The organism is Saccharopolyspora sp. NPDC002376 (assembly GCF_053593195.1).
In genome coordinates, this window is sequence record NZ_JBSFBZ010000048.1 from 13612 (window position 1) to 39821 (window position 26210).

Sequence of the window (26210 nt, forward strand, 5' to 3'; positions counted from 1 at the left end):
GAGCGGTTCTTCCGGTTCCGACGTCGACGCGGATCAGCCGGGTCTCGTCGGGGTGTGTGGGTTTTTCGGTGCGATGGCCGTTCTTTGCGACCGGGGCGAAGACGCCGGGTCGATCACCGGGGGTGCGATCGACCCGCTGCGTCTTCAGCGAGCTTCGCTACTCAGGCGTTGGTGCGGGCCCGGGTGCGAGCGTTGCGCCGCTTGAGGGCACGTCGCTCATCCTCGCTCATACCGCCCCAGACGCCAGCGTCCTGCCCGCTCTCCAGTGCCCAAGCCAGGCACTCGGAGGCGACCGGACAACGGCGGCAAACGGCCTTCGCCTCGGCGATCTGCAGCACGGCAGGACCGCTGTTCCCGACGGGGAAGAACAGCTCCGGGTCCTCGTCACGGCAAACCGCATCGTGGCGCCAGTCCATCGTTCCTTGCTCCTCGCTAGGCGCGCCAACGCGCGCCGCTCGTACGTTCGGGGTGTTTGTGAATGCTTTCACGGAGTCCGTGTGCTTGTGAATACTTTCACGAACTGCCGCGATGTCAAGAGTTCGATCTCGCGTGGTGAGGGAACTCACCTGAAAGATCTATAGAGCTTGACCAGGGGTTTCAGTGTGCCGCCGGTCGCAGACGGGGGTCGCGAGTCGGCAACGACGTCCATCCGTTACGTGAAGGTTATACGGAGACGCGGAGAGCTTCCGGAACTGAGAAGAACTCGATCTCCGAACGTTCACCCAGGCAGTCACCATCGACCTGCAAGCGCAACGGCTCCGTACAGGTTACGCAAAGATGGCCCACGTCTGCACGCTCAATTGAGTTTCTTGCGTGTGGTTTCGCTCTACCGCGTAGCATTTCCGCTACATGTCGTAACACAGGGTAAGCACGCATGTTCTGCAGCGCGAAGACGCCCAGACCGGTGTCGAAGCTGGTCTCCGGGCTCATCCGGACCGGTCGGGACCCCAGGTAGGTCCACGGGTCGGTGTTCGAGACGAACACGCTGTGCAACCCGCTGACCTGCGATTCGTCGCCGATCTGCAATCCGATCTGCGGCTCCTGGCGAGCCATTCGGAAGTAGCAGGCGAGCGCGGTGCGGGCATAAAGCGCGGGCGTGACGTTTCGGCCGTTCGAGCGCAGCCGCTCCACTTCGGCGACGACTTCTGCGTCCCAGCCCACACCTGCGTTGAAAGTGAACCAGCGCTCATCGGCGCGGCCCAGCCCGACCCATCGGGAGCTGCGCTCCGCGACCGCGCACAGCAGGCGGTGCGTGGCCTCGACCGGATCCCTGGGCAGCCCCAAGGCGCGGGCGAACACGTTGGCCGAACCGCCGGGCACCACGCCCAACGTCGGCATCTCGCGGTCACCGACCTCGCCTGCCGCGAACATGCCGTTGACCACTTCGTTCACCGTGCCGTCGCCACCGTGCGCGATCACCAGGTCCGCGCCGTCCTGGACGGCCGCGCGGGCGGCGTCGGCGGCGTGACCCCGGTACTGCGTTTCGACGACGTCCAGCTTCAGCTCGCTGGCCAGCGCGTGGGCGAGAACATCCCGGCCGGCCGCAGTGGTGGACGTCGCCTGCGGGTTAACGACGAGTACGGCGCGCACACCCGCAGCCTAGGGGAAGGCCTCCGGGCGTCCGTGCACCGTCCAGCGGTTCAGCTCTCCAGCAGGGCCCCCTTCCGCCGCGATCGGCAGTGGGATCGGCCGCGATGCCCGACGCGGGCGGGGCGGGTCGGCTGAAGCACCAGGAGCGGGTGCGCCGTGCCGCTGACCTCCGCCGGGACCCGGTGGATCCCGGATGCGCAACCCCGGAGCGCATCCGTTCGTCGTCCACTCGAGCCGGTCGGGCGCACGGACGACGCAGCGGACACCCCGATATCCGCGATCGCCGTGGCAGCCATGAGTCGATCATCGCGCGGTGACCGTGGTCGCAGCCATGCGACGTTCGGGCGGTATTACCATCGGAAGGGCATACGCAGAGTCACCGAATTCGGCTTTCCGGAAGGGCAACAGCGACTGTGTTGACCGAAGTTGTCCCGCGCACCGTGCGCATCGCCGGCCTCCTGACCACGCTGCAGGCCGTGGCGGGGCTGATCTTCGTCGCCGCGCTGCTGATCCGCAGCACCGCCACCGACATCGGCGGGGTCGGGGAGTTCGACCGCGGCCAGACCTTCGCCGAGGCCGGGTATTACGCCCTGCTGTCGGCGGGCGTGCTCGCGGCGGGCATCGGCATGCTCAAGGGCAAGCACTGGGCGCGGACCCCGGCGCTGCTGCTGCAGCTGATGCTCCTGGGCACCGCCTGGTACGCGTTCGGGCCGTCCGGGCAGCCAGTGATCGGCACGGTGCTCGCGGTGCCGGCGATCGCCGTCCTGTACTTCATGTTCAACCGCGAGGGGCGGCAGTGGTCCTACTACGGCAATGCCGCCCCCGACGCGGACCGCGAGGACTGAAACCTGTCTCCGAACTCGTTTCTGCGTAGCGGTGCGACAAGGACAGGCTTTGACTGCGGTTCTCAGGCGCTGAAGGCGCTCAGCGCGTTGCCGGTCAGGCGGAAGGTCGTCCACTCCTCCATCGGGATCGCACCGGCGGCCTTGTAGAAGTTGATCGCCGGTTCGTTCCAGTCCAGGACCTGCCACTCCAGCCGCGCGTAGCCGCGGTCGACGCACTCCTTCGCCAGCGTCTGCAGCAGGGCCTTGCCCAGACCGCTGCCGCGCTGCTGGGGACGCACGAACAGGTCCTCCAGGTGGACGCCGTGCACGCCCTCCCAGGTGGAGAAGTTCAGGAACCACAGGGCGAGCCCGACGACCGCACCGTCCACTTCGGCCACGTGCCCGAACAGCGCCGGGTTCGGGCCGAACACCGCCTCGCGCAGCTGCTGCTCGGTCAGGTGGCACTTCTCGGGCGCCTTCTCGTACAGCGCGAGTTCGTGCACCAGCTCGACCATGGCGGGGACGTCGGCTTCGGTCGCACGGCGGATCATCGGTACCTCCACGGGTTCTGCCTACCGGAGCAGCATATTCGGCGCCGGCCGGCCGGTGGAGTATCAGCCCTGCTGCCAGGGCGGGATGTTGGCGCGCACGATCTGCGGCACGTCGCGCTCCCAGCCCAGCACGGTGATCCCGGCCGGGTCCAGGGCGAAGCGCGCGCCTTCGGTGGCGGGCAGCCCGAGCCAGCGGGCGATCAGGCAGCGGCTGAAGTGGCCGTGCCCGACCAGCACCACATCGGACGCGGCGTCGGTGATGCGGGCCAGCACGTCGTCAGCGCGCGCCGTGACCTGCGCTGCGGTCTCGCCGCCCGGGCAGGGGTGCGTCCAGACCGTCCAGTCCGGGACCTGCTCGCGGATCTGGGGAGTGGTCAGGCCTTCGTAGTCGCCGTAGTCCCATTCCGCGAGCAGCGGTTCGGTGACGATGTCGTCCAGACCAGCCAGCACCGCCGTGCGCTGCGCGCGCTGGCGCGGGCTCGCGAGCACGGTGACGGGTCCGGGCGGGCGCAGCGCGGACAGGGTCTGCCCGGCTTGGCGAGCACGCAGTTCGCCTTCGACCGTGAGCGGGATGTCGGAGCGGCTGGTGTGCTGGCCGGTCTGGGACCACTGGGTGGTGCCGTGTCGGAGGAGGTAAACGTGGTGCTCGTCCTGTGCCACGGCCCGAGCGTAACCGCGCTACTCGGGAAGCACCCCTCCACGAACGGCCGCCACCAGCTCCGGCCCGGCCTTCTCGGGCGAGCCCGCGTCGAACGGCGGTTGCGGGTCGTACTCCAGGGCGAGCTGGATCAGCTTCGCCGTGTCCTCGCCCCAAAGCCGTGCCGCCAGCAGCAGCGCCATGTCGATGCCCGCCGACACTCCGGCCCCGGTGATCACGTCGCCGTCCACCACCACGCGATCAGTGCTGGCCTGCGCTCCGAGCTCGGCCAGCTCGTCGCGGACCGCCCAGTGCGTGGTCGCCGGTCGGCCGGTGAGGATGCCGGCCTTGGCCAGCGGCCCCGCGACGTCCAACAGCTGGATGTCGTCGTGAACCACGATGATCACTCGGTTCCTGCGCACACCACCAAGCTTGGCCGCTCCGGTGCAATGTCCTCAAGGACAAGCGCCCCACCGATCAGGACAGGTGGTTCAGCCGGCCGCGACTCCGGCGAGCAGCACGTCCGCCGCGAGCCGCCAGTCGGTACCGGCGGAGATCGAAGCCGAGAGGCCGATCACGAAGCCGTGGTACGCCTCGGGGGTGATCTTCCGGCCGGATCGCCCCGCTCCGCCTGGCGCGGCCGATCAGCGGCGAGAACGCGGAGGGCAGGTTGCCGCGGGGCTCGGTGGTGGTCAGGGCGGGTTCCTGCCGGAGCATCGAACTGTGCAATGTGGACAGTTCCGGGGCCCGGGTAGGCGCCGAGCTGGTCGGTGACGCCGGTTCGCACCAGCTGGTGCGAACGATCTCGACAGTGCCCGGTGACCTGCGGTGATGGCCGACGTCGACGCCTCGGCGGAGCGGTTCCTGGGCCGCTGAGCTCCGGGCGCCGACCGGTTCAGCGGTCGGCGCCCGCCAACCGGCGCAGGATCGCCTCGGCGTGCGTCCACAGCAGAGAGCCGCCCGCATCCGCGATCAGGTGGTGGTGCGCGTCCGGGAGGCGTTCGGCCAGCGTGGCGCCGTAGTCGGGGGAGTGGCTGGGGCTGGTGTCCAGCCGCCCGTACCAGAGGTCCACGGGCGTGCGGATGTCCGCGACGGCGAACGGCCAGCGGCTCATGGCCAGGACGGTGTCGCGGGCGTACCCGGCCGGGCCCTGGGCGAAGCCCTCGGCCATCGCCTGCCGGAAGACCGGTTCGAACCCCGGCGCCCGGTAGACGGCCAGGTCGACCTCCGGGCTGAACCGGGTGATCAGCTGCCACAGCGAATCGGCGCTGCCGAACTCGGCGAAGGACTGCTCGGCGGCGGCCGGGTCCGCCGCCACCAGCTCGACCATGCTCCGCAGGTCGTCCGACAGGCCGCTGTCGAAGGACGCGAACTCGTCGGCGCCCGCGACGACCGCGGCCCGCACTGCCACCCCGGCCGCCGCGCAGGCCAGCGCGAACGGCCCGCCCGCCGAGTACCCGACGACGGCGAGCTCGGCCGAGCCCAGAACCGCCCGGCGCAGCTCGGCGATGTCCTCGGCGAAGCTGTTCAGCGTGCGGCCCGGCGCCGGATCGGAGGCGCCGAGCCCGGGCCGGTCGACCGAGATCAACCGGATGCCGAGCGCATCGACTACGCCGGTGCCGAAGCCGAGATGACGGCTCGTCGCCGCGCCTGGACAGAGCAGCACGGGCAGCCCGTCCCGCGGCCCCCACTCGGCCCAGGCGAGGTTTCGCCCATCGGAAAGCCGGTGCTGCCCAAGGTGAATCGGTTCGAGAACGTCCACGACAGTCGATTATGGACGTCCCATCGCCTGGGGCCCGGTGGTGCGTTCAGCTGGTCTTGCCGACGAGGCCGGTGCACCCGGCGACGAAGAGGGTGGCGAAGGCCCACCCAAGGGATTCTGCGGGAGAGCGGGCTGCCGGTGTGTTGGTGCCAGGCCGTCGTCAGGCCGTGGAAGCAGGCCGAAAGACGAAAAAGACGCCGACCAACGAAAGGATGTTTTCGCTGGTCGGCGTCTTGATGAAGCCTGTGGCCTCAGCCCTGCTTGGTCTCCCAGAAGATCTTCTCGATCTCCGCGATGTGGTCCAGCAGTTCCTGGCCCTTCTGCGGGTCCATCGAACCCTTGGTGCCGGCGGCACCGGCTGCCTTGGTGGCCTTGTTGACCAGCTCGTGCAGCTGCGGGTACTTCTCGAAGTGCGGCGGCTTGAAGTAGTCGGTCCACAGCACCCACAGGTGGTGCTTGACCAACTCGGAGCGCTGCTCGGCGATCAGAATCGCCCGAGTGCGGAACTCCGGGTCCTCATTGGCCTGGTACTTCTCCTGGACCGCCTTGACGGACTCAGCCTCGATGCGCGCCTGGGCCGGGTCGTACACGCCGCACGGAAGGTCGCAGTGCGCGGTGGCCTCGAGGCGGGGGCTGAGGATGCGCGACAGCAGTCGCATTTTTCCTCCCTGACAGTGAGTGCTCCGACAGGGCCGACCCTACTCTGGAAGATCCTCGACGTCCTACTGGAGGTGGGCTGTGAGATCGCTCGGGCGGTGGCCGTGGCGGCGCTTGCTGGTGCGGGGTCCGTCCATGGTTCCCACGCTGCGAGACCGCGATGTCGTGCTGCTGCGGTTGCGCGGTCGCGCCCGCCCGAGCGACGTCGTCCTGGTCCGGTGGGCGCAGCGGCCGGGACAGCTGTCGATCAAGCGCGCGGTGCGCCGCGAGGACGGCGGTTGGCACGTCGAGGGCGACAACAGCTTCGGCTCGACGGATTCGCGGGAACTCGGCCCGGCCGAAGTCCTCGGTGTCGTCCGCTGGCGACTGTGGCCGAACCCGGGGCGCCTGCGTTGAGCTGTCAGGCTCGCAGGGTTTCGTAGTGGGCGAGGCAGGTTTCGTAGTCCGGAAGCAGGCCCTGCTCGGCGGCCTCGGCGAGGGTGGGGGAGGTGCGGTCCTTCTCGGACAGGACCGGTTCGCCGTCCAGCTCGTCCCAGGGGAGCGCGAGTTCCGGGTCGAGCGGGTTGATGCCGTGCTCGGCGCCCGGGTTGTACGGGGTGGAGCAGAGGTAGTTCATCACCGTGTTGTCGGTGAGCGCGATGAAGGCGTGCCCGAGGCCTTCCGGCACGTAGAGGGCGCGGTATTCGGTGGAGTCCAGCCGGACCGCGTCCCAGCGGCCGAAGGTGGGCGAGCCGACCCGGATGTCGACCACCACGTCGAGCAGCGCGCCCTGCGGGCAGTACACGTACTTGGCCTGGCTGGGCGGCACGTCGGAGAAGTGCACACCGCGGATGACGTTGCGCGCGGACACGCTGTGGTTGGTCTGCCCGACCCGCAGCGGGTGTCCGACGGCTTCGGTGAACGCCGCCTCCTGGAACGGTGCGACGAAGAGGCCGCGCTGGTCCGGGAAGGACTTCGGGGTGAACTCGAACGCGCCCGTGTTCTCAAGTCGACGTGCCTGCACGTCCGAAAGCCTATGGGTCGGGATAGGGGACGGTTCGGAGGGGCGGGGTTAATAGGACGCGCGTACTGCAAAAGGCCGCGAAAAAACCCTAGTTCGTTCTGGCCTCCGCAAATTATGAAAACCGTACGTACGTACGGACCTTTTCGAATCGAAATAGGACGTCCGTACTGCGAGAATTCGTTGACATTTTGTTGAAGATGCTGGTGGGCTTGTGTGATCTCGGTCGCTGACATTGATCTGGAGGCCTGGCACACTGTTCGAACCGCAGCGTCCGCCGAGCCGCTATCCGACCGGGGTAGCTGTGTTCGGTTCATTCACGCACCACCTGACTGGAACGCCCGGTGCGGTGGTGTTACCCGGGTGACTTCGCGTCACCCATTCGCCCGGCCCGGTACGTGCCCGGGCCGAAGGCATGGCTACAGGAGGGACGCCGTGACCGCCGTTAACGACCGCACCGCGAACGGTGCTGAATTGACCAACGAAGAAATTTTCGCCGCGCACGAAGGCGGCAAGCTGGGGGTCGAGGTGACCGCGCCGCTGAGCAGCGCGCGCGACCTCTCGATCGCCTACACGCCGGGCGTGGCGCAGGTCAGCCGGGCCATCGCCAGCGACCCGTCGCTGGTCGACCGCTACACCTGGACGCAGCGGTTGGTGGCCGTGGTCAGCGACGGCACCGCGGTGCTCGGGCTGGGCGACATCGGCCCGCGAGCTTCGCTGCCGGTCATGGAGGGCAAGTCCGCCCTGTTCAAGACCTTCGCCGGGCTCGACTCGATCCCGCTGGTGCTGGACACCACCGACGTCGACGAGATCGTCGAGACCCTGGTCCGGCTGCGTCCGTCGTTCGGTGCGGTCAACCTCGAGGACATCTCCGCGCCGCGCTGCTTCGAGCTGGAGCGCCGGGTCTCCGAGGCGCTGGACTGCCCGGTCATGCATGACGATCAGCACGGCACCGCCGTGGTCGTGCTCGCCGCTCTGCGCAACGCCGCCCGGGTCACCGGTCGCGAGCTGGACTCGCTGCGCGTGGTGATCTCCGGCGCCGGTGCGGCCGGCGTGGCCTGCGCGAAGATCCTGCACACCGCCGGTGTCGGCGAGATCATCGTGCTCGACTCGCGCGGTGTGATCAGCGCGGGCCGGGAGGGTCTGACCCCGATCAAGCAGGAGCTGGCGGAGTTCACCAACCCGCGCGGGATCACCGGTGGTCAGGCCGAGGCGCTCAACGGTGCCGACGTCGTGATCGGCGTTTCGGTCGGGCAGCTGCCCGAGGAGTTGGTGGCCACGATGGCCGACGGGGCGATCGTGTTCGCGCTGTCCAACCCGGACCCGGAGATCCACCCCGAGGTCGCGAAGAAGTACGCCAGCGTGGTGGCCACCGGGCGCAGCGACTTCCCGAACCAGATCAACAACGTGCTGGCCTTCCCCGGCATCTTCCAGGGCGCGCTGGACGTCGGTGCCCGCAAGATCACCGACGGGATGAAGGTTGCGGCCGCCGAGGCGATCGCCGCGGTCGCCGCCGACGACCTCAGCGCGGACTACATCGTGCCCAGCCCGCTGGACCCGCGGGTCGCACCCGAGGTCAGCGCCGCCGTGGCCAAGGCGGCTCGGGCTGAAGGCGTCGCCAGGGGCTGATCGCACTGATGCGCACGACGGCCTGCCGAAGAGTCGGCGTTGCCGCGGCTGGACCGGGCGGCGCCGGGCCGGAGTTGTGCTGGACGGGGCCGGGGAGTCGATCGGACTCCCCGGCCCCGTTGCGTCAACGACTGTGGACTTTCGCCACTTGGCGTCATCAGGTCGGGCGACGACAGTCACCTATCCAGGGAATCCGGTCCTGTGCACGGCACCATGGCGTTACCGCCGGTGCGGCGACCGGTATTGTCGGCCGCACGACCTGTTGTGTTGTAGATCACTCATCAGTGGGATGGTGTGCAACCCGGGGCAGCGGTCGCGCGGCTGCTACGCGGGAGGGGTGCTGTTGACCGAGCGGAGCGAGAGGGCCCGGACGAGATCCGGCGGACTCGGCCTTGCCGGTGCCCGCTCCGAGGAGTTCGCCCTGCTGCCGCTGCCGGACGCGCCCGCGCTGCTCAGCACCGCGGACGGCATCGTCGTCCGGGCCACCGAGCAGGCGGCGAAGCTGGCGGGCGAGACCGCGCCCGCGGCGCTGATCGGCTGCCGGCTCGCGGACCTGGTGACCCGCGACGGTCAGGTCTCGTTGCTGCGCGCCAGGAGCGGCGAGTACCCGGTCCGCCCGTTGAGCTGGCCGCACGCCGAGGACAACCGGCTGCGGGTCACCGTGCTGGTCGACGTCTCGGACCTGGCGGAGAGCGGGCGCGACTCGGCGCACGTGCAGGCCGAGCAGGGCAACGAGCGCCGGTGGTTGATCGAGGCGCAGCGCATCGCCAAGGTCGGCAGCTGGGTGTTCTACCCGGAGACCGCCGAGTTCTACCGCAGCCCGGTGCTCGGCGAGTTCCTCGGCGATTCCGGCGCGCAAAACGCCGAAGGCGCGCCGGCCATGATCGAGAGGACCCACCCCGACGACCGGGAACGGGCCCGCCAGTTCTACCTCGACGTGCTCACCGCCCCCGAGGACGAACTGCTGGAAGTGGAGCTGCGCGACCTCGCGGGCAAGCGCGTCTACCTGTGCACCGGGCGAACCGAGTACAACCGGGCGGGTCGGGCCGAGCGGGTGCAGGGCACCGTGCAGGACGTCACCGAGCACCGGGCGCTGGAGCGGCAGCTCCGCGATGAGCGGCGCAAGCTGCAGGACGCGCAGCGGATCGCCCGGCTGGGCACCTGGGAGTGGGACCCGCAGTCCAACGTCATGCGGCTGTCGAACATGCTGCACGAGATCATCGGTAAGCCCGCCAGCACGCCGATCACCTTCGACAGCTACCTGGACCGGGTGCACCCCGACGAGCGCGGCCGGGTGCAGCGGGCCTGGCAGCCGTTGGTCGAGGAGCACGACCCGATCGAGGTCGAGCACCGCTACCTGCTCATCGACGGCACCACCCGGATCCTGCGGCTGCACGGCACCGCGATCAAGGACGCCGACGGGCGCAACCTGCTGGTCGGCACCGCGCAGGACGTCACCGAGCAGCGGGCCGTGGTGACCCGCATGGAGCGCTCCAGCCAGCGGTTCAGCGACCTGGTGAGCATCACTCCGGTCGGCATCGGCCTGTTCGACCGGGCGGAGCGGTTGGTCGACGCCAACGACGCGCTGTGCGACCTGCTCGGCTACCAGCTCGACCAGCTGCGCGGGCTGTCTGCGAAGGACATCACCCACCCCGACGAGCAGAACACCAACCTGCCCACCCCGGCGGAGAACTCCGGGATCCGCCGTCGGGTGCCGCAGCGGGTTCTGGTGCGCTCCGACGGCGAACCGGTGTACTGCGAGCTGCGCACCTCCGCCTCGGTGCAGGACGACGGCACCCATTTCTGGCTGGTGGTGTTCCAGGACATCACCGAGCGGCGCCGCGCTGCCGAAGCCCTGCGCTACCAGGCCAACCACGACGACCTCACCGGTCTGCCGAACCGGACCGCCGTCAAGGACCTGCTCCACCAGCTGCTGGGCCGGGCCGATTCGGACCGGGTCGCGGTGCTGTTCTGCGACATCGACAACTTCAAGCGGGTAAACGATTCACTGGGTCACGACGCCGGCGACGAGCTGCTCGTTGCGTTGGCCCGCCGGTTGGAGGGCGGGCTGCCCGAGGGGTGCACGACGGCCCGGTTGTCCGGCGACGAGTTCGTGATCATCTGCTCGGACATCGACGCAGTCGGCGGGGTCGACTCGCTGGCCACCAGGGTTTCCAGCCTGCTGCGCACTGCTGTTCCGGTGCACGGCCAGCTGATCCGGGTGTCGGCGTCGATCGGTGCCGCGGTGCCCGACGGCGCCGCCTCCGGTGGCGAGGACCTGCTGCGCTTCGCTGATGCGGCGATGTTCGAGGCCAAGGGCCGCGGTGCCGGCAAGGTCTCGCTGGCCAGCCCGGCGCTGATGGCGTCGGCGGACCGGCAGCTGCACCTGGAGGGGCAGCTTCGGGAGGCGCTGAACAGCGACGGCTTGGCCCTGCACTACCAGCCGGTCGTCGACGCCGACGGCGCGGTGGTGACTGCTGAGGCGCTGGTGCGCTGGCCGCACCCGGACCGCGGGATGCTCGCGCCGGACGCGTTCCTGCCCATCGCGGAGCAGGGCGACCTGCTGCGTGAGCTGGACCGATGGGTGCTGCGGACCGCGCTGCGGGAGGCGGCGACCTGGCAGGTGCAGGGTGGGCGACCGGTGGGTGTGGCGGTGAACCTGGCCGGGCTGGTGCCGGGCGGGCCGGAGTTCGTCGACGCGGTCGCCGACATCGTCGCCGAGACCGGCATCTGCTGGAACCGGGTGATCCTGGAGCTGGTGGAGACCGCTTTGGTGGACCTGCCGTCGCGGACCCGCCACGAGATGGCCGAGCTGGTCGCGCGCGGCGTGCGGTTCGCGGTGGACGACTTCGGCACCGGCTACTCGTCGCTGGCGCGGCTCAAGGACCTGCCCGCGCAGATCATCAAGGTGGACCGCCGGTTCGTCGCCGGAGTCGGCGGCGACGCCTCGGACTTCGCGGTGGCGCGCGCGGTGGTGGACATGGCCCGAGCGATGGGCCGGCAATGCGTGGCCGAAGGCGTGGAGACCGCCACCCAGTTCCACGTGCTCGCCGGCGTCGGCGTGGACGCCTACCAGGGCTGGCTGTTCTCCGGCGCCCTCCCGGCCCGCAAGTTCCGCGACCTCATCGCCCGCGGCCCGATGCCCATCCCTGGCGCCTGATCCGTTCCTTCCCAGGGCGCGGAAGGCCAGTGATCTTCAGGTGGCTCTCGCTGAGCCGGGGTGGCTGGTTCGAGGATCGGGGCAGGGATCCGCCGTGTCGTGCGGATCCTCGGAACCAGCGGACGTTCGAGGACACCTGTGACTGCGGTAGCGCAAGAGAAGTCCGGCCAGTTCGTGGCCAGGCGGATGACGGCCGTCGAGCAGCTCCGGGCGGAGAAGAAGGCCTGGCGGCTGCTCCAGCTGCTCATCGGACTCGTCGGGTACGGGGCGGCGCTCACCTTCCTGGTCGAGTCCTCCCTGGGGGCGGCGAGCTGGAGCGTGCTCTCGGAGGGGTTGTCGCTGCGCACCGGGCTGTCGTTCGGGTGGGCGACGAACCTGATCGCCGTGGCCGTCCTGCTCTGCTGGATCCCGCTGCGCGAGCTACCGGGCTTGGGCACGTTCCTGAACGTGGTCCTGGTCGGCACTTCGGCGGACTTCGTCGCGCGCTTCGTGTCCGCACCGAGCTCGCTGGCCCAGCAGGTCGGCTATCTCCTGCTGGGCCTGCTGATGCTGACCTTCTTCGACGCGGTCTACCTGGGCGCCAGGTTCGGTTCCGGGCCGCGCGACGGCCTGATGACCGGCGCGGTCCGCGTCACCGGCAAGCCGATCTGGCTGGTGCGCACCGCGATCGAACTCGTCGTGCTGGCCATCGGCTGGCTGCTGGGCGGAACCGCCGGTTTCGGCACGGTGCTGATCGCGGTGGTCCTGGGCCCGATGGTCCAGCAGTTCCTCCGCTTCACCACCGTCCGACTAGACGGTGACGGCTAGCAGGTCGGCGATTCGGTGGCGGGGGAGGTCGATCAGGCGCAGGTCCAGGTCGGTCGGTGTCGGGGCGAGCGCGGCGACTCGTTCCTTGGCCTCGCGCTTGGTGAGCTCGGGGTCGACGTGCGCGATCAGGGCTTCGCGCCAGACGTTGCCGAGCTTGCCGTGCGTTCGCTGCAGCAGGTATCCCGCCACCGAGTCCGACTCCACCAGGTCGGCCACCACGAGGGCGTGCTTGGCGTCCGGCGTGCTGCGGTGGAAGCGCAGCCGGTACTTCGCCTCGACCAGCTCGGACAGCGCGTGCTGGGCGCGTTCGTTGGTGATGTCCGGGTGGTTGTTGTCGACCAGGAAGCTGACCCGGTCGGCGTTGCCCGCCAGCAACATCCGCGCCAGCCACGGGCCCGGATCCGACCGCAGATCGTACACCGGCGGCTGCGGCAGCCGTCGGATCGGCTTCGACCAGCCGGGATCGCGCAGCGAGGAGACTGGGCTGCCGAGGCGTTCGCCGATCGCGCCCAGGAACTCCGGCGACGCCGTCGCTTCGATCGCCTCCACCGACTGCGGCCCGTGCGTGTAGATGCCGGGTGCCTGCCGCAGCGCGAGCTTGCGGGTGTGCGCGGTCGGCTGGCACACGTACAGGTCGCTGGCGCTGCCGATGGCCTGCGCGCCGAAGTAGCGGTGGAACTGCGGCAGGATCGCCTCGAACACCATGCCCAGTCGCAGCAGTTCCTGCTGCACCTTGTGCCCCAGCGCGGGCGTCCGCGTGCTGTAGCCGTAGGCGACCAGCAGTCGGCTGTTCGGTCCGGCCAGGCATTCGGCGGCGCGGGCGGCGAACAGGCCGATGCCCTCCGGGGTGTAGGGCGGGTCGGTGAACACCAGGTCGGCCCAGCCTTCCACCGCCGACGGGACCCCGAAGCGCAGGTCGGTGTGCAGGGTGCGGACGTCGAAGCCGCGTTCGGCGGCAACGGTGTCGATGTGCTGCAGGATCCGCTCGTCGAGGTCCACGACGGTCACCGACGCCGACGGCACCACCAGCCCCAGCGCCAGCGAGGTCAGGTCGTGGTCGCCCAGGCAGAGGATGTTGGCGCCGCGCAGGTCGTAGTTGTCGCGCAGCCATTCGGCGCGGCGCAGCGCGGTTTCCGGGGTGGCGGTGACGTGGTCGAGAGCCGCCGCTGGCCGCGGACCGCTTTCGACGAACTCGCGCATCAGCGCCAACTGCTCGGCCTCGGCCGGCGCGGCCGCGCCCAGCTCGTCCAGCGCGAAGCGTTCCCGGTAGCGGTCGCGGGCCTGCGCGGACAGCCGGTGCGCGCTGCCGGTGGATTCCAGGTCGGAACCGATCGCGGCGAGCAGGTCCTCGACGGTTCGCCGCGCCACCGCGGTGCGGCGGATCAGCTCGTCGAGCTCGACGGGCTCACCGGTTAGCTGAGCGAGGACTTCGCGCAGGTGACGTGCGAGAACACCGGCGTCGGTGAGCAACCCTTGCACGGCGTCGACGGGATCAGGAGTGGCGGCATTCGGAGCAGTGTTCATCGGGTGAATTAGCTTACGGGCCCTGCTCGGAGGTCGCGCTCCCAGCAGGAGGAACGAGATCACGCGTGTGTCTCGCCGATCGCACGATGCCATCGATCGAGCTAGGGTCGGCCGGGTTTAAAGCGGACCGCGACTACTTGAGGGGGCTCGCTTGATCGAGTTCCAAGCCGTGCGCAAGGAGTACCAGAACGGCACCGTCGCCGTCCACGAGCTCAGTCTGTCGGTGGGGACAGGCACCATCACCGTGTTGGTCGGCCCTTCGGGGTGCGGGAAGACCACGTTGATGCGGATGGTGAACCGGATGATCGAACCGTCGTCGGGCAAGGTGCTCGTCGGCGGTACTGACGTGCGCGAGCGCGACCCGGCGGAGCTGCGCCGTGGCATCGGTTACGTGATCCAGCAGGCGGGGTTGTTCCCGCACCGCAACGTGCTCGACAACATCGCGACGGTGCCGCTGCTGCACGGACGCAGCAAGCAGGAGGCCCGCAAGCGCGCTGGGGAGCTGCTGGAGCTGGTCGGATTGCAGCCGGAGCTGGGCAAGCGCTACCCGGCTCAGCTCTCCGGCGGTCAGCAGCAGCGCGTCGGGGTGGCCCGGGCGCTGGCGGCCGATCCGCCGGTGCTGCTGATGGACGAGCCGTTCAGCGCTGTCGACCCGGTGGTGCGCGAGGGGCTGCAGGACGAGCTGCTGCGGTTGCAGGACGAGCTGGACAAGACGGTCCTGTTCGTCACGCACGACATCGACGAGGCCATCAAGCTGGGGGAGAAGGTCGCGGTGCTGCGGCAGGGCGGACACCTCGCCCAGTACGCCGAACCCGACGACCTGCTGGCCGAACCGTCCGACGACTTCGTGACCGCGTTCGTCGGTCGCGACCGCGGCTACCGCCGACTGTCCTTCGTGGACTCCGATGGCCTGCGGCCGCAGCCGGTGGACACCGTCGAGCTCGGTGCTCGGGTGAACCGGCAGGATCTGTGGCGGTTGGCGCTGGACGAGTCCGGTCGGCCGCGCGGCTGGCTGCCGCCGGAGACCGAAGTGGACGGTGCGCTGGCCGAAGACCGGCTCGTCGCAGGTGGATCGCTGTACACGCGGGGCACTCCACTGCGCGGTGCGTTGGATGCTGCGCTGTCGGCGCCGACCGGGTTGGGCGTAGTGGTCGATGGTGACGGTGGGTACGTCGGTGTGGTCACCGCGGAGCACGTGCTCGGCGCGATCGAGCGGCACCGCCGACCCCAGGGGCTGCCGTGATCGACTACTTCGGCAGTCCGAGCAATCGCGAGCTGGTGTTCGGCCAGCTCGCCCAACACGTCTACCTGGCCCTGGTGCCGCTGGTGCTCGGCGTGCTGCTGGCGTTGCCGCTGGGGCGGCTGGCGCAGCAGGTGCGCTGGTTGCGCGGCCCGTTGCAGGGCACCTCGAACGTCGTCTACACGATCCCGTCGCTGGCGCTGTTCGTGCTGATCCCCGGCATCTTGGGCACCCCGCTGCTGTCGCCGATCAACGTGATCATCGCGCTGACGCTCTACACCGCGGCGCTGCTGGTGCGTCCGGTCAAGGACGCGCTCGACTCGGTGCCCACGCACATCGTCGCCGCCGCCACCGCGATGGGCTTCCGGCCCACCCGGCGGTTCCTCACCGTTGAGCTGCCGCTATCGGTTCCGGTGCTGGCCGCCGCGGTCCGGGTGGCGTCGGTCAGCAACATCAGCCTGGTCAGCGTGGGTGCGCTGGTCGGCATCGGTGGTCTGGGCCGGTTGTTCACCGACGGGTTCCAGCGCGATTACCCCGAGCAGATCCTCATCGGCATCGTGCTGACCCTGCTGTTGGCGCTGGTGGTGGATCTGCTGCTGGTGGTGCTGTGGCGGCTGCTCACCCCGTGGGCGCGAGTGGGGGTGAAGGCGGCGTGATCGGCGATTTGATCGCGTGGTTGATCAACCCCGCGCACTGGACCGGGCCGGGCGGGATCCTGGCGCAGACCCTGCTGCACCTCTACTACTGCGTGGTGTCGGTGGCGGCGGCCTCGGTGGTGGCCGTGCCGCTCGGCGTCTACATCGGACATACCGGGCGCGGTTCGGTGTTCGTGGTCGGGCTCAGCAACGCGATGCGCGCGCTCCCGACCCTGGGCGTGGTGACGATTCTGGTGCTGGGCTTCGGGCTCGGCGAACTGCCCGCACTGGCCGGGCTGGTGATCTTGGCGATCCCGTCGATCCTCTCCGGCGCTTACGCCGGGATCCGCAACGCTCCGGCCGACGCGGTGGACGCCGCCAAGGGCATGGGGATGACGTCCGGGCAGCGGCTGTGGCAGGTGGAGCTGCCGACCGCGCTGCCGCTGGTGCTCGGCGGGGTGCGCAGCGCGATGCTGCAGGTGGTGGCTACCGCGGCCGTCGCCGCCTACGTCGGCCTCGGCGGGCTGGGACGGATCCTGCTGGACGGTTTGAAGATCAGCGACTACGCGCAGATGGCCTCGGCCGCGATCGTCATCGCGGTCCTGGCGGTGCTGCTCGATCTGGTGTTGGCCGGCGCGACCCGGCTGCTGGTGCCGCGCGGTCTGCAGCTGGCCGCTCGACGAGGAGGTAACGACTGATGAAGCGGTTGCTGGTGTGCGCTGCTGCGGCGGCGCTGCTGCTGACCGGCTGCGGATCGCAGAACCCGTTGGAGAACAACGGGAACCAGGGCGGAACCCTGGTGCTCGGCTCGGCGGACTTCGCGGAGAGCGAGCTGTTGATGCACATCTACGCCGAGGCGCTGAAGACCACCGGCGCTGAGGTGGAGACCAAACCCCGCATCGGGGCCCGCGAGTTCTACGTCAACGCGGTGAAGAACGGCGAGCTCGCGGTGGTGCCCGACTACACCGGGAACCTGCTGGAGTACCTGGACCCGAAGTCCTCGGCGACCGAGTCGCAGCAGGTCTACGACCAGCTCAAGCAGGCCGTGCCGGGCGAGATGGAGCTGCTCGAGCAGTCCCCGGCGGAGGACTCCGACGTCCTGACCGTCACCTCGGCCACCGCGGACAGCGGGCTGCGTTCGATGGCCGACCTCGGGCCGCGCTGCGGTGAGCTGGTGCTGGGCGCCCCGGCGGAGTGGAAGTCCCGCTGGGAGTCCAAGATCGCCGAGGACTACGGCTGCACGTTCAAGGAGATCCGCCCGGTCGAGGCCGGCACGATCACGGTGAACGCGCTGGTCGACGGGCAGATCCAGGTCGCGAACCTGTTCACCACGTCCTCCCAGATCGGGGAGGAGAAGCTGGTGAAGCTGGACGACCCGAAGAACATGTTCCCGGCCCAGAACGTGGTCCCCTTGGCGCACAAGGGAAAGCTGACCCCGCAGCAGGCCGAAGCCCTGAACAAGGTCTCCAATGCCCTGACCACGGACAAGCTCACGGACCTCAACCGCCGCCTCGAGGTCGAAAAGGCCAACCCAGCAGACCTCGCCAAGGAATTCGTCACGAGCGCAGGCCTCTGACCGCACGCGCGCAGGGCGTCTCCAGTGCATGGAGGCGCCCTGCGCGCTTCCGTCACCCTGGGGTGCTGTGGCCGTGAGACGGTCGCTTCCGAGCCGACAGCGGTGATACAGGGCGGGCTTTTCGGGGAACGATGCCGGTTTGGGACGGGGCTGATTTTGGGTTCAAAGCGGTAGGTGGTCACCTCGTGCGCGAGGCAATTTTGCCTGAAATTGGCGTCGTTCTGGACGGAACGCTGCGGTCCGGAGCCAGCCAATTTCAAGCAAAATCGACGGCCGTTCACCACCGATCGCTCCGCCGCCGGAGGCGGTGCTCACCAGCGTCCGCGCTGTATCGCCACCGTTCACGCGGTAGTGGCACCAGTCAGCCTGCGGATACAGGTAGGAGACCCATCGACGGACGTCGCCACCGCGTCAACAGCTGTGCTCGGGCGTCGTGGTCGCCGTCAGGTCGCGCGGCCGCTGATTCTGGTGGTCAGTTCTGCTGCTGTTCGGTGGACGTGGGTGGCCAGGTCGGACCAGGTTTCGCCGCACTCCGGGCCTTCGCACAGGTGGCGGAAGGTCACGCTGATCGCCGCGATCGGGCGGGCTCCGTGGTCGAACACCGCCGACGCCACCGACGCGAAGCCCGTCGTGACGAAGCCGTCCTCGACGGCCCAGCCGCGGCGTTGCTCCGTGCCGAGCAGGCGGCGCAGTTCGGGGAGGTTGCGGGGGCCGCGGTCGGTCCGGCGGACGAACACCTCACTGGAGGGCAGCAGGGCGCGCACCTGCGCCGCGGGCAGGTGCGCGAGCATCGCTCGGCCGGACGCGGTCAGCTGGGCGGGCAGGCGCACGCCGACGTCCGTGACCAGCGTCTGCGGCTGGGACGGGCGTTCCTTGAGCAGGTACAGCGACTCGCCGCCGTGCAGGACGCCCAGGTGCGTGGTGGTGCCGACCTGGTCGACCAGGCGGCGCAGCAGCGGTCCGGCCAGGCGTTCCAGGGGGTCGTGGCGCAGGTACGCGGAGCCGAGTTCGAAGGTCGCCATGCCCAGGCCGTAGCGTCGTTCCTCGGGCAGGTGGGTGACGAATCCGGCCGCCACCAGCTCAGCCAGCAGGTGGTAGGTGGTGGAGCGCGGCAGGTCCAGGTCGCGGGCGATGACGCCCGCCGACACCGGTCCGGCCCGCCCAGCCAGCAGCCGCAGGATCGCCAGACCCCGCCGCAGCGCCGGCACGTCGCTGCTGTCGCCCACTGCAACCTCCCGCAGTCTGGAATGCCAGACGCTCTCACCCTATCCGGGCTTATGCGAATCGCGTAGTGGCGTTGGTATGGAGGTATGCGTGAAAACGCGCTGAACCTCGGTCCGGAACCGCTGGCCCGCGACCAGGTGGTCTCGGTCGCCCGCGGCCGGGCCCGCGCGGTGTTGACGCAGCTCTGGCACGTCGCCCCGGAGATCGCCGAAGTCGAAGACCTGATCCGCTCTGGCGCCGTGCGGGCCGCCAGCACCGAGTTCGTGTGAAGTGGAGGGTGTCATGAGCCAAGCCCGACCCGTGCGCGCCCCGCGCGGTACGACGCTGACGGCGCGCAGCTGGAGCACCGAAGCGCCGCTGCGGATGTTGCAGAACAACCTCGACCCCGAGGTCGCCGAGCGGCCCGATGACCTGGTGGTTTACGGCGGCACGGGCAAGGCTGCGCGCAACTGGGCGTCCTTCGACGCGATGGTTCGCGAGCTGACCGAGCTGCGCGAGGACGAGACGCTGCTGGTGCAGTCGGGCAAGCCGGTCGGGGTGCTGCAGACCCACGAGTGGGCGCCGCGCGTGCTGATCGCCAACTCCAACCTGGTCGGCGACTGGGCGAACTGGGCGGAGTTCCGCCGCCTCGACGCGCTCGGCCTGATGATGTACGGGCAGATGACCGCCGGTTCGTGGATCTACATCGGCACGCAGGGCATCTTGCAGGGCACCTACGAGACGTTCGGCGCGGTCGCGGCGAAGCGCTTCGGCGGATCCCTGGCGGGCACGCTGACGCTCACCGCAGGGCTCGGCGGCATGGGTGGCGCGCAGCCGCTGGCGGTGACCATGAACGACGGCGTGGCGCTGGTCGTGGAGTGCGACCCCGAGCGCGCGCACCGCCGCGTCCGGCACAACTACCTCGACGAAGTCGCCGCTGACCTCGACGATGCGATCGCCAAAGCCGTGGCAGCCAAGGAGGAGCGGCGCGCGTACTCGGTCGCGGTGATCGGCAACGCCGCCGAGGTGCTGCCGGAGATCCTGCGGCGCGGGGTGCCGGTCGACATCGTCACCGACCAGACCTCCGCGCACGACCCGCTGTCCTACCTGCCGAAGGGCGTCGCGCTGGAGGACTGGGCCGACTACGCGGCCGGCAAGCCCGACGAGTTCACCGAGCGGGCGCGCGAGTCGATGGCCGAGCACGTCGAAGCGATGGTCGGGTTCCTCGACGCCGGTGCGGAGGTGTTCGACTACGGCAACTCGCTGCGCGGGGAGGCCCAGCTCGCCGGCTACGAGCGCGCGTTCGACTACCCGGGGTTCGTGCCCGCCTACATCCGGCCGCTGTTCTGCGAGGGCAAGGGCCCGTTCCGGTGGGCGGCGCTGTCCGGGGATCCGGCCGACATCGCCGCGACCGACCGGGCGATCCTGGATCTGTTCGGCGAGGACGAGCACCTGACCCGGTGGATCCGGATGGCGGGCGAGAGGGTGTCGTTCCAAGGCCTGCCCGCGCGGATCTGCTGGCTCGGCTACGGCGAGCGCGCGGCTGCTGGCGAGCGGTTCAACGAGATGGTCGCCTCCGGCGAGCTCAAGGCGCCGGTGGTCCTCGGCCGCGACCACCTGGACTGCGGTTCGGTGGCCTCGCCGTACCGGGAGACCGAGGCGATGGCCGACACCTCGGACGCGGTGGCCGACTGGCCGCTGCTGAACGCGCTGGTCAACACGGCTTCTGGGGCCACGTGGGTGTCGCTGCACCACGGTGGCGGGGTCGGCATGGGGCGTTCGCTGCACGCCGGGCAGGTCACCGTCGCCGACGGCACCGAGCTGGCGGGGCGGAAGTTGGCGCGGGTGCTGACCAACGATCCCGGCATGGGGGTGATCCGCCACGTCGACGCGGGTTACCAGCGCGCCGAGCAGGTCGCGGCGGAGCGCGGCGTCCGCACGCCGCTGGTGAGCTGAGCGGTCAGTTCTGCCTAAAGCTGTCAGGACGAACCAGGCGTCAGTTCTGCCTGAAACTGATTGAGATCGCGGTCCGTGGGAAGGGGTCGAGGTGGTCACACCTGATGCGTTGTTGGCGGCGATCGACGGGGTTGGCGCGGATCGGCGGCGCGGCGGGTACTCGCGGCACGTCTTCGACGATGCCGAGCGGGAGCTGCGCGAGTGGTTCGTCGAGCAGGCCGAGGCCCGTGACCTGCGGGTCACCACCGACCGCAACGCCAACATCTGGGCGTGGTGGGGTGAGCCTGGCGACGACGCAGTGGTCACCGGGAGCCACCTGGACTCGGTGCCCGGAGGCGGCGCCTTCGACGGACCGCTGGGCGTGGTCAGCTCGCTGAGCGCCGTGGATCTGTTGCGGGCGAAGGGTTTCCGTCCGCAGCGCCCGATGGCGGTGGTGGTGTTCGCCGAGGAGGAAGGTGGCAGGTTCGGCGTGCCGTGCCTGGGTTCGCGACTGCTGGCCGGGACCATCGACGCCGACCGCGCCCGCGCGCTGCGCGACCCGAGCGGCGTCACCTTCGCCGAGGCGATGAGCTCCTTCGGCGCGGACCCGTCCCGGGTGGGGCGGGACGAGGAGGCGCTGCGGCGCATCGGGCAGTTCGTCGAGCTGCACGTGGAGCAGGGGCGCGGGCTGATCGACCTGGACCGGCCGGTCGCGGTGGCCTCCTCGATCCTGGCGCACGGCAGGTGGCGGTTCCGGTTCAGCGGCCAGGGAAACCACGCGGGCGCGACGCTGCTGGCCGACCGACGGGATCCGATGCTGCCCGCCGCGCAGCTGGTGGTGGAAGCACGCCGGGCCGCCGGATCGGTCGCCGACGGCCGGGCGACGGTCGGCAGGTTGGTGCCGACCCCGGGCGGCACCAACGTCATCGCGTCCACTGTGGACATATGGTTGGACGCGCGGTCGCCGCAGGACCGGGGAACCCGCTCCATGGTGACGGATCTGACCGGCGCCGCGCAGGAACTCGCCGCCGCCGAGGGCTGCCAGGTGGAGGTCGTCGAGGAGTCCTACGGCGACACGGTCCACTTCGACCCGGCGTTCCGCGACCAGCTCAGCGGACTGCTGAACGACGCTCCGGCGCTGGCCACGGGTGCCGGGCACGACGCGGGTGTCCTCGCTGCTGAAGTGCCGACCGCGATGTTGTTCGTGCGCAACCCGACCGGCATCAGCCACGCCCCGGAAGAGCACGCCGAAGCCGACGACTGCACCGAAGGCGCGCAAGCGCTCGCGCGCGTCCTGGAACACCTGGCGGGGTGAAGCCATGACGACGTACTGGTGCGAATGGGCCTGGCTGCCGTCGGGCCCGGAGCCGGACGTGCGGTTCGACGTCGACGGCGGCCGGATCACCGCGGTGGCGGTCGACGTTCCGGCCGACGATGCGGAGCGGCTGCCGGGAATGGTGTTGCCGGGACTCGCCAACGCCCACTCGCACGCCTTCCACCGGGCACTGCGCGGCTGGCACACCGGTGCGCGCGGCACCTTCTGGACCTGGCGCGAGCAGATGTACCAGGTGGCGGAGGCGCTCGACCCGGACAGCTACTACCGGCTCGCGCGCGGCGTGTACGCGGAGATGGCGTTGGCCGGGATCACCTGCGTCGGCGAGTTCCACTACCTGCACCACGCCGCGAACGGCGCCCGCTACACCGATCCGAACGCGATGGGCGAGGCGTTGGTGCAGGCGGCGCGGGACGCGGGAATCCGGATCACGCTGCTGGACACCTGTTATCTGGCAGGCGGTTTCGGCCGTGAGCTGGAGGGCGTGCAGCTGCGGTTCTCCGACGGGGACGCGGCGGGCTGGGCGGCTCGGATGGATGAGTTCACTGTGGATGGTGACCGGGTTCACCTCGGCGCTGCGGTGCATTCGGTCCGCGCGGTGCCGAGCGAGCAGATCCCGGACGTCGTCGGTTGGGCGCGTCGTAAACCGCTGCACGTCCACCTGTCCGAGCAGCGCGCCGAGAACGATGCCTGCCTCGCCGCGCACGGCTGCACGCCGGCGCAGCTGCTGGAATCGCGCGGTGCGCTCGGCCCGGACACCACCGCCGTCCACGCCACCCATCTGGCCGCGGCTGACGTGGCGCTGCTGGGCGGCAGCGGGACGAAGGTCTGCTTGTGTCCGACGACCGAAGCGGACCTGGCCGACGGCATCGGCCCCGCCCCGGAGCTGCGTGCAGCTGGCAGCGGGCTGTCGATCGGAAGCGACGGGCACTCGGTGATCGACCCGTTCGCCGAAGTCCAGGCGCTCGAGTCCTACCAACGGCTGGACGCCGAAACCCGCGGCCACTTCAGCGCCGGAGAACTGCTCGACGTGGCAGCCGAATCCGGCCACCGGTCCCTCGGCTGGACGGACGCCGGTCGGCTCGAAGTCGGAGCACGCGCCGACTTCGTCGCGATCGACGTCGGTTCGACCCGCCTGGCGGGAGCTGAGCCCGGCGCGGTTCCGGTCGTCGCGCGGGCTGACGATGTGCAAGAGGTGATTGTGGACGGTCAACGCATCTTGCACGACCGAGCGCATTGCGCGATCGATGCCGCGCGAGAACTGCGCGACTCGATCGCCGACCTGCGCGAACCCAGATGATCAGCAAGTACTAGGAGCAAGGACCAGCAAGCGATGGCAACCACTGTTATTACTGGAATCGGCGAGCTGACCACGAACGACGACGAGCTGGGCACGCTCACCGACGCCGCCCTGGTCCTCGACGGCGACCGCGTCGCCTGGGTCGGGTCCACATCGGACGCTCCGGACGCCGACGAGCGGGTCGACGTCGAAGGCCGCGCGGTCCTGCCCGGCTGGGTCGACAGCCACAGCCACCTCGTGTTCGCCGGCGACCGCACCGCCGAGTTCGCCGCCCGCATGGACGGCAAGCCCTACCAGGCGGGCGGGATCGCGGTGACCGTCGGCGCCACCCGCGCCGCCACCGACGAGGAGCTGGCTGCGAACCTGCGTGCGCACCTCGACGAAGCAGCCGCCCAGGGCACCACGTGCATGGAGACCAAGACCGGCTACGGCCTGACGGTCGCCGACGAACTGCGCTCGGCGAAGGTCGCCGCGGAAGCCGACGAGGTGACCTTCCTCGGCGCGCACCTGGTGCCGCCGGGCGAGGACGCGGACAGCTACGTCGACCTGGTCTGTGGCGAGATGCTCGACGCGGTGGCCCCGCACGTGGGCTGGTGCGACGTCTTCTGCGAGCACGGCGCGTTCGACGAGGCCCAGTCCCGTCGGGTGCTGGAGGCGGCGAAGGCCCGCGGCCTCGGCCTCCGGGTGCACGGCAACCAGCTCCAGCAGGGCCCCGGCGTGAAGCTCGCCGTCGAGCTCGGTGCGGCGAGCGTGGACCACTGCACTTACCTGAACGAGTCCGATGTGGACGCCCTGGCCGGTTCCGACACGGTCGCGACCCTGCTGCCGGCGTGCGACCTCTCGACCCGCCAGCCGCTCCCGGACGCCCGAGCGCTGCTCGACGCGGGTGCGACGGTGGCCCTGGCCGCCAACTGCAACCCCGGCTCGTCCTACACCTCGTCCATGGCCTTCTGCGTGACCACGGCGGTCCTGCAGATGCGCATGACCATCGACGAAGCGATCCGCGCGGCAACCCTCGGCGGAGCCAAGGCCTTGCGCCGCAACACCGGCGAAGGCGCGGTCGGCGTCCTGCGCGAAGGCGCCCGAGCCGACGTGCACGTCCTGAACGCGCCCAGCACCACCTGGCTCGCCTACCGCCCGGGCGTCCCGCTCACCCAGGCGGTCTGGCGCAAGGGCAACCGGGTCCGCTGATCCGCGAATCGCGTCGAGTCAGGACGGGTGCTTCTGCAGCAGGCCCTTGGGCGATGGTGGACTGGCGAGCAGGGGCCAGCAGGCCAGGGTGATGTAGATGAGTACGACCAGCGGTAGGCCGACGGTGCGGTCGGCCTGCCGCACCCAGTCCAGTGCAGAGTCGCCCGGATTCATCTGGTTCGCGACCACCGGGATCCGCCACCAGGCCAGTGGAAGCACGTAAACCATTTGGCTCACCACGCCGAGCGCCAGTGCGACCCTCGCGCTGCGAACTCGCAGCGCGAGGTCCACTGCGCGGTCGGCGCTGAACGATCGCGTCGTGGACATCCGCAGCACCACCGCGACGGCGAGCAGAACCACCGCGGTTGCCATCAGCGGTGCGGCGATCGGAATCGGTCGTTGTGCGATACCAGGATTCGGGGCGTTGGTGCTGGTCAGCGCTGATGTTGCGAGTTCCTCCGCGGGCAGGTCGATGATCCCGACGACGATCGTGACCAGCACTGCGGCGCCGTACATCGCCACGCCCCATCGAGGGATGAGCGAGAACAAGGGGCGCCGCACGGGTGGTGCGTGCTTGCTGGTCGGGAGCGCCAGCAGCTCGGCGATTGCTGCGGCGAACAGCAGAGCTGCCGGGATCGAGGTCATCCCGTCCCGGTCATCCCCGGCCACCAGCATGGAGACGCCGGCCATTCCGGTGAACAGGAACGGGTAGCAGATCCACCGCAGCCGCCGGTAGTGCAGCGCCATCGTGATCTGGGTGCCCGACGGTTCGGGCACGCCCCACTTGACCAGGAGCTTGCGGCCGCGCAGGGGGTTTGACCAGAGCACTGCGACAACGGCTTGCACGGCCAGGAAGTAGATCAGCAGATTCACATCGTCTCCGAACGTCCGCGGAGGTCCTTGGGGGACGGTGGTTTGGCGATCAGGGGCCAGTTACGGCGTGCAGAGTAGTGATCAACTCGACCGCGCGGCGGTGGTTCGGGACATTCAGCGCCGCAGGCCGTCGTGCAGGAGGTCGAAGCCCAGCTCGGCAGCAGTCACCGCTTCCGGATACGCATCCGTCGCGGTGATTCCGTTGACAGCGCGGCGGAAATTGTTCAGCGAGAGGGTGCGCTGGATGGCGGTGATCTGGGCCGCCATCAGTCGGGCGGTCAGGTCGGGCTGGTCGTCGGTTTCGCGCAGTGCGTCCACCAGCGCGCGTTCGCTGTTCTCGAAGAACCTGGTGATCCGCGCGTAGAGCGCGGGGGTGTCCAGGATCAGCTCGTAGAGCGCGATCACCTCGGGGTTGTCGCTGATCCCCGTGATCGCATCGTGGCGGCGCAGTCCGTCGAGGAAGTGCGCGCGCAGCGCGTCCAGCGGGGACTGGTCCGTCGGGCGTGCGCGCACGACGCGGGCGCTTTCCTCCTCGTGGTCGGCGAAGCGGTGCACCACGAGGTCTTCCTTGGTGGGGAAGTAGCTGAACAGGGTGCGGCGCGAGACCTCGGCGGCGTCCGCGACCTGCGTGATCGACACCGGGTCGAACCCGTTCTCGAGGAACAGCGCGATGGCGGTGTTCGAGATCGTTTCGCGAGTGCGCTGCTTCTTCCGCTCGCGGAGCCCGGTCTGCTGGTCCACACCCTCAGGGTAGACGATCCCCGCACTTGGGTTTATATTGCA

26 protein-coding genes are annotated in these 26210 nt (G+C 69.8%); 14 read left to right on the plus strand and 12 right to left on the minus strand.

All coding sequences use genetic code 11. The features are described from left to right. Positions 1 to 161: 161 nt before the first annotated feature. Both ACWCO2_RS26930 and ACWCO2_RS26935 read right to left on the minus strand, forming a co-directional pair. A complete protein-coding gene (locus tag ACWCO2_RS26930; protein ID WP_093157940.1) occupies positions 162 to 416 on the minus strand; it encodes a WhiB family transcriptional regulator in 255 nt (84 codons plus the stop codon). Positions 417 to 663: 247 nt separating this feature from the next. Next, the gene (locus ACWCO2_RS26935; protein ID WP_450130562.1) at positions 664 to 1590 is read right to left on the minus strand and encodes a diacylglycerol/lipid kinase family protein; all 927 of its coding nucleotides are present in this window, start codon (positions 1588 to 1590) and stop codon (positions 664 to 666) included. A gap of 413 nt (positions 1591 to 2003) precedes the next feature. On the opposite strand from ACWCO2_RS26935, the gene ACWCO2_RS26940 reads away from it, so the two are divergent. Next, a complete protein-coding gene (locus ACWCO2_RS26940) occupies positions 2004 to 2435 on the plus strand; it encodes a hypothetical protein (RefSeq protein ID WP_450130563.1) in 432 nt (143 codons plus the stop codon). A 62-nt stretch (positions 2436 to 2497) separates the two neighbouring features. Here the strand turns inward: ACWCO2_RS26940 and ACWCO2_RS26945 are convergent, their stop codons facing one another. From ACWCO2_RS26945 to sodN, 5 genes are all read right to left on the minus strand, one after another. Continuing rightward, positions 2498 to 2965, minus strand: coding sequence for an N-acetyltransferase family protein (locus ACWCO2_RS26945; RefSeq protein ID WP_450130564.1), 468 nt, complete (start codon positions 2963 to 2965; stop codon positions 2498 to 2500). Between the two features lie 63 nt (positions 2966 to 3028). After that, entirely contained in the window at positions 3029 to 3625 is a 597-nt protein-coding gene (locus ACWCO2_RS26950; protein WP_450130565.1) for an acid phosphatase, read from the minus strand. An 18-nt stretch (positions 3626 to 3643) separates the two neighbouring features. Continuing rightward, complete coding sequence (locus ACWCO2_RS26955) at positions 3644 to 4024, minus strand: DJ-1/PfpI family protein (protein WP_450130566.1); 381 nt, start codon at positions 4022 to 4024, stop codon at positions 3644 to 3646. 473 nt (positions 4025 to 4497) lie between these two features. Further along, entirely contained in the window at positions 4498 to 5364 is an 867-nt protein-coding gene (locus ACWCO2_RS26960; protein WP_450130567.1) for an alpha/beta fold hydrolase, read from the minus strand. A gap of 251 nt (positions 5365 to 5615) precedes the next feature. Next, positions 5616 to 6023 (minus strand): superoxide dismutase, Ni, encoded by a 408-nt coding sequence (gene sodN, locus ACWCO2_RS26965; RefSeq protein ID WP_270949062.1) that lies wholly within the window; start codon positions 6021 to 6023, stop codon positions 5616 to 5618. Between the two features lie 133 nt (positions 6024 to 6156). Between sodN and ACWCO2_RS26970 the strand changes: the two genes are divergently transcribed. Beyond that, positions 6157 to 6417: a S26 family signal peptidase gene (locus tag ACWCO2_RS26970; RefSeq protein WP_450130568.1), complete on the plus strand. Its 261-nt coding sequence runs from the start codon at positions 6157 to 6159 to the stop codon at positions 6415 to 6417. A 4-nt stretch (positions 6418 to 6421) separates the two neighbouring features. Here the strand turns inward: ACWCO2_RS26970 and ACWCO2_RS26975 are convergent, their stop codons facing one another. After that, complete coding sequence (locus ACWCO2_RS26975) at positions 6422 to 7024, minus strand: dTDP-4-dehydrorhamnose 3,5-epimerase family protein (protein WP_450130569.1); 603 nt, start codon at positions 7022 to 7024, stop codon at positions 6422 to 6424. 432 nt (positions 7025 to 7456) lie between these two features. On the opposite strand from ACWCO2_RS26975, the gene ACWCO2_RS26980 reads away from it, so the two are divergent. From ACWCO2_RS26980 to yczE, 3 genes are all read left to right on the plus strand, one after another. Continuing rightward, positions 7457 to 8650, plus strand: coding sequence for an NAD(P)-dependent malic enzyme (locus tag ACWCO2_RS26980; protein ID WP_450130570.1), 1194 nt, complete (start codon positions 7457 to 7459; stop codon positions 8648 to 8650). Positions 8651 to 8987: 337 nt separating this feature from the next. Further along, positions 8988 to 11810 carry a sensor domain-containing protein gene (locus ACWCO2_RS26985; RefSeq protein WP_450130597.1) on the plus strand — a complete coding sequence of 941 codons (2823 nt, stop codon included), beginning with the start codon at positions 8988 to 8990 and terminating at the stop codon, positions 11808 to 11810. Between the two features lie 138 nt (positions 11811 to 11948). Beyond that, positions 11949 to 12617, plus strand: a complete 669-nt coding sequence (gene yczE, locus ACWCO2_RS26990; RefSeq protein WP_450130571.1) for a membrane protein YczE — start codon at positions 11949 to 11951, stop codon at positions 12615 to 12617. Here the strand turns inward: yczE and ACWCO2_RS26995 are convergent. Next, positions 12600 to 14141, minus strand: coding sequence for a bis-aminopropyl spermidine synthase family protein (locus ACWCO2_RS26995; protein WP_450130572.1), 1542 nt, complete (start codon positions 14139 to 14141; stop codon positions 12600 to 12602). The genes yczE and ACWCO2_RS26995 overlap by 18 nt on opposite strands. A 151-nt stretch (positions 14142 to 14292) precedes the next feature. Between ACWCO2_RS26995 and ACWCO2_RS27000 the strand changes: the two genes are divergently transcribed. The 4 genes from ACWCO2_RS27000 to ACWCO2_RS27015 are packed head-to-tail and all read left to right on the plus strand — an operon-like array spanning position 14293 to position 17592. Further along, the gene (locus ACWCO2_RS27000; protein WP_450130573.1) at positions 14293 to 15384 is read left to right on the plus strand and encodes an ABC transporter ATP-binding protein; all 1092 of its coding nucleotides are present in this window, start codon (positions 14293 to 14295) and stop codon (positions 15382 to 15384) included. After that, positions 15381 to 16037, plus strand: coding sequence for an ABC transporter permease (locus ACWCO2_RS27005; protein ID WP_450130574.1), 657 nt, complete (start codon positions 15381 to 15383; stop codon positions 16035 to 16037). The genes ACWCO2_RS27000 and ACWCO2_RS27005 overlap by 4 nt, the downstream gene beginning before the upstream one ends. Beyond that, positions 16034 to 16714: an ABC transporter permease gene (locus tag ACWCO2_RS27010; protein WP_450130575.1), complete on the plus strand. Its 681-nt coding sequence runs from the start codon at positions 16034 to 16036 to the stop codon at positions 16712 to 16714. The genes ACWCO2_RS27005 and ACWCO2_RS27010 overlap by 4 nt, the downstream gene beginning before the upstream one ends. Further along, positions 16714 to 17592 carry an ABC transporter substrate-binding protein gene (locus tag ACWCO2_RS27015; RefSeq protein WP_450130576.1) on the plus strand — a complete coding sequence of 293 codons (879 nt, stop codon included), beginning with the start codon at positions 16714 to 16716 and terminating at the stop codon, positions 17590 to 17592. Before ACWCO2_RS27010 ends, ACWCO2_RS27015 begins: the two co-directional genes overlap by 1 nt. 443 nt (positions 17593 to 18035) lie before the next feature. Here the strand turns inward: ACWCO2_RS27015 and ACWCO2_RS27020 are convergent, their stop codons facing one another. After that, a complete protein-coding gene (locus ACWCO2_RS27020; RefSeq protein ID WP_450130577.1) occupies positions 18036 to 18818 on the minus strand; it encodes an IclR family transcriptional regulator in 783 nt (260 codons plus the stop codon). A gap of 84 nt (positions 18819 to 18902) precedes the next feature. Here ACWCO2_RS27020 and ACWCO2_RS27025 point away from each other — a divergent pair, with 84 nt between their 5' ends. The 5 genes from ACWCO2_RS27025 to hutI all read left to right on the plus strand — a co-directional run bounded on the left by ACWCO2_RS27025 (position 18903) and on the right by hutI (position 24554). Next, entirely contained in the window at positions 18903 to 19085 is a 183-nt protein-coding gene (locus tag ACWCO2_RS27025; protein WP_450130578.1) for a hypothetical protein, read from the plus strand. A gap of 13 nt (positions 19086 to 19098) precedes the next feature. Next, on the plus strand, positions 19099 to 20751 hold the full coding sequence (gene hutU / locus ACWCO2_RS27030; RefSeq protein ID WP_450130579.1) for a urocanate hydratase: 1653 nt from the start codon (positions 19099 to 19101) through the stop codon (positions 20749 to 20751). A gap of 91 nt (positions 20752 to 20842) precedes the next feature. Then, positions 20843 to 22045, plus strand: coding sequence for an allantoate amidohydrolase (locus ACWCO2_RS27035; RefSeq protein ID WP_450130580.1), 1203 nt, complete (start codon positions 20843 to 20845; stop codon positions 22043 to 22045). Positions 22046 to 22049: 4 nt separating this feature from the next. After that, positions 22050 to 23363, plus strand: coding sequence for a formimidoylglutamate deiminase (locus ACWCO2_RS27040; RefSeq protein WP_450130581.1), 1314 nt, complete (start codon positions 22050 to 22052; stop codon positions 23361 to 23363). 33 nt (positions 23364 to 23396) lie between these two features. After that, entirely contained in the window at positions 23397 to 24554 is a 1158-nt protein-coding gene (gene hutI, locus ACWCO2_RS27045) for an imidazolonepropionase (protein ID WP_450130582.1), read from the plus strand. A gap of 18 nt (positions 24555 to 24572) precedes the next feature. Here hutI and ACWCO2_RS27050 read toward each other — a convergent pair whose 3' ends face one another. Both ACWCO2_RS27050 and ACWCO2_RS27055 read right to left on the minus strand, forming a co-directional pair. Next, positions 24573 to 25427 (minus strand): hypothetical protein, encoded by an 855-nt coding sequence (locus ACWCO2_RS27050; RefSeq protein ID WP_450130583.1) that lies wholly within the window; start codon positions 25425 to 25427, stop codon positions 24573 to 24575. Positions 25428 to 25541: 114 nt separating this feature from the next. Beyond that, complete coding sequence (locus ACWCO2_RS27055) at positions 25542 to 26168, minus strand: TetR/AcrR family transcriptional regulator (RefSeq protein ID WP_450130584.1); 627 nt, start codon at positions 26166 to 26168, stop codon at positions 25542 to 25544. Positions 26169 to 26210: the final 42 nt, after the last annotated feature.

What these genes read in the sequence shown, in the direction of transcription:
- ACWCO2_RS26930 (WP_093157940.1), bottom strand. Translation starts at nt 416, where the DNA reads ATGGACTGGCGCCACGATGCGGTTTGCCGTGACGAGGACCCGGAGCTG.
- ACWCO2_RS26945 (WP_450130564.1), bottom strand. Translation starts at nt 2,965, where the DNA reads ATGATCCGCCGTGCGACCGAAGCCGACGTCCCCGCCATGGTCGAGCTG.
- sodN (WP_270949062.1), bottom strand. Translation starts at nt 6,023, where the DNA reads ATGCGACTGCTGTCGCGCATCCTCAGCCCCCGCCTCGAGGCCACCGCG.
- ACWCO2_RS26970 (WP_450130568.1), top strand. Translation starts at nt 6,157, where the DNA reads ATGGTTCCCACGCTGCGAGACCGCGATGTCGTGCTGCTGCGGTTGCGC.
- ACWCO2_RS26995 (WP_450130572.1), bottom strand. Translation starts at nt 14,141, where the DNA reads ATGAACACTGCTCCGAATGCCGCCACTCCTGATCCCGTCGACGCCGTG.
- ACWCO2_RS27015 (WP_450130576.1), top strand. Translation starts at nt 16,714, where the DNA reads ATGAAGCGGTTGCTGGTGTGCGCTGCTGCGGCGGCGCTGCTGCTGACC.
- ACWCO2_RS27025 (WP_450130578.1), top strand. Translation starts at nt 18,903, where the DNA reads ATGCGTGAAAACGCGCTGAACCTCGGTCCGGAACCGCTGGCCCGCGAC.
- hutU (WP_450130579.1), top strand. Translation starts at nt 19,099, where the DNA reads ATGAGCCAAGCCCGACCCGTGCGCGCCCCGCGCGGTACGACGCTGACG.
- ACWCO2_RS27040 (WP_450130581.1), top strand. Translation starts at nt 22,050, where the DNA reads ATGACGACGTACTGGTGCGAATGGGCCTGGCTGCCGTCGGGCCCGGAG.
- hutI (WP_450130582.1), top strand. Translation starts at nt 23,397, where the DNA reads ATGGCAACCACTGTTATTACTGGAATCGGCGAGCTGACCACGAACGAC.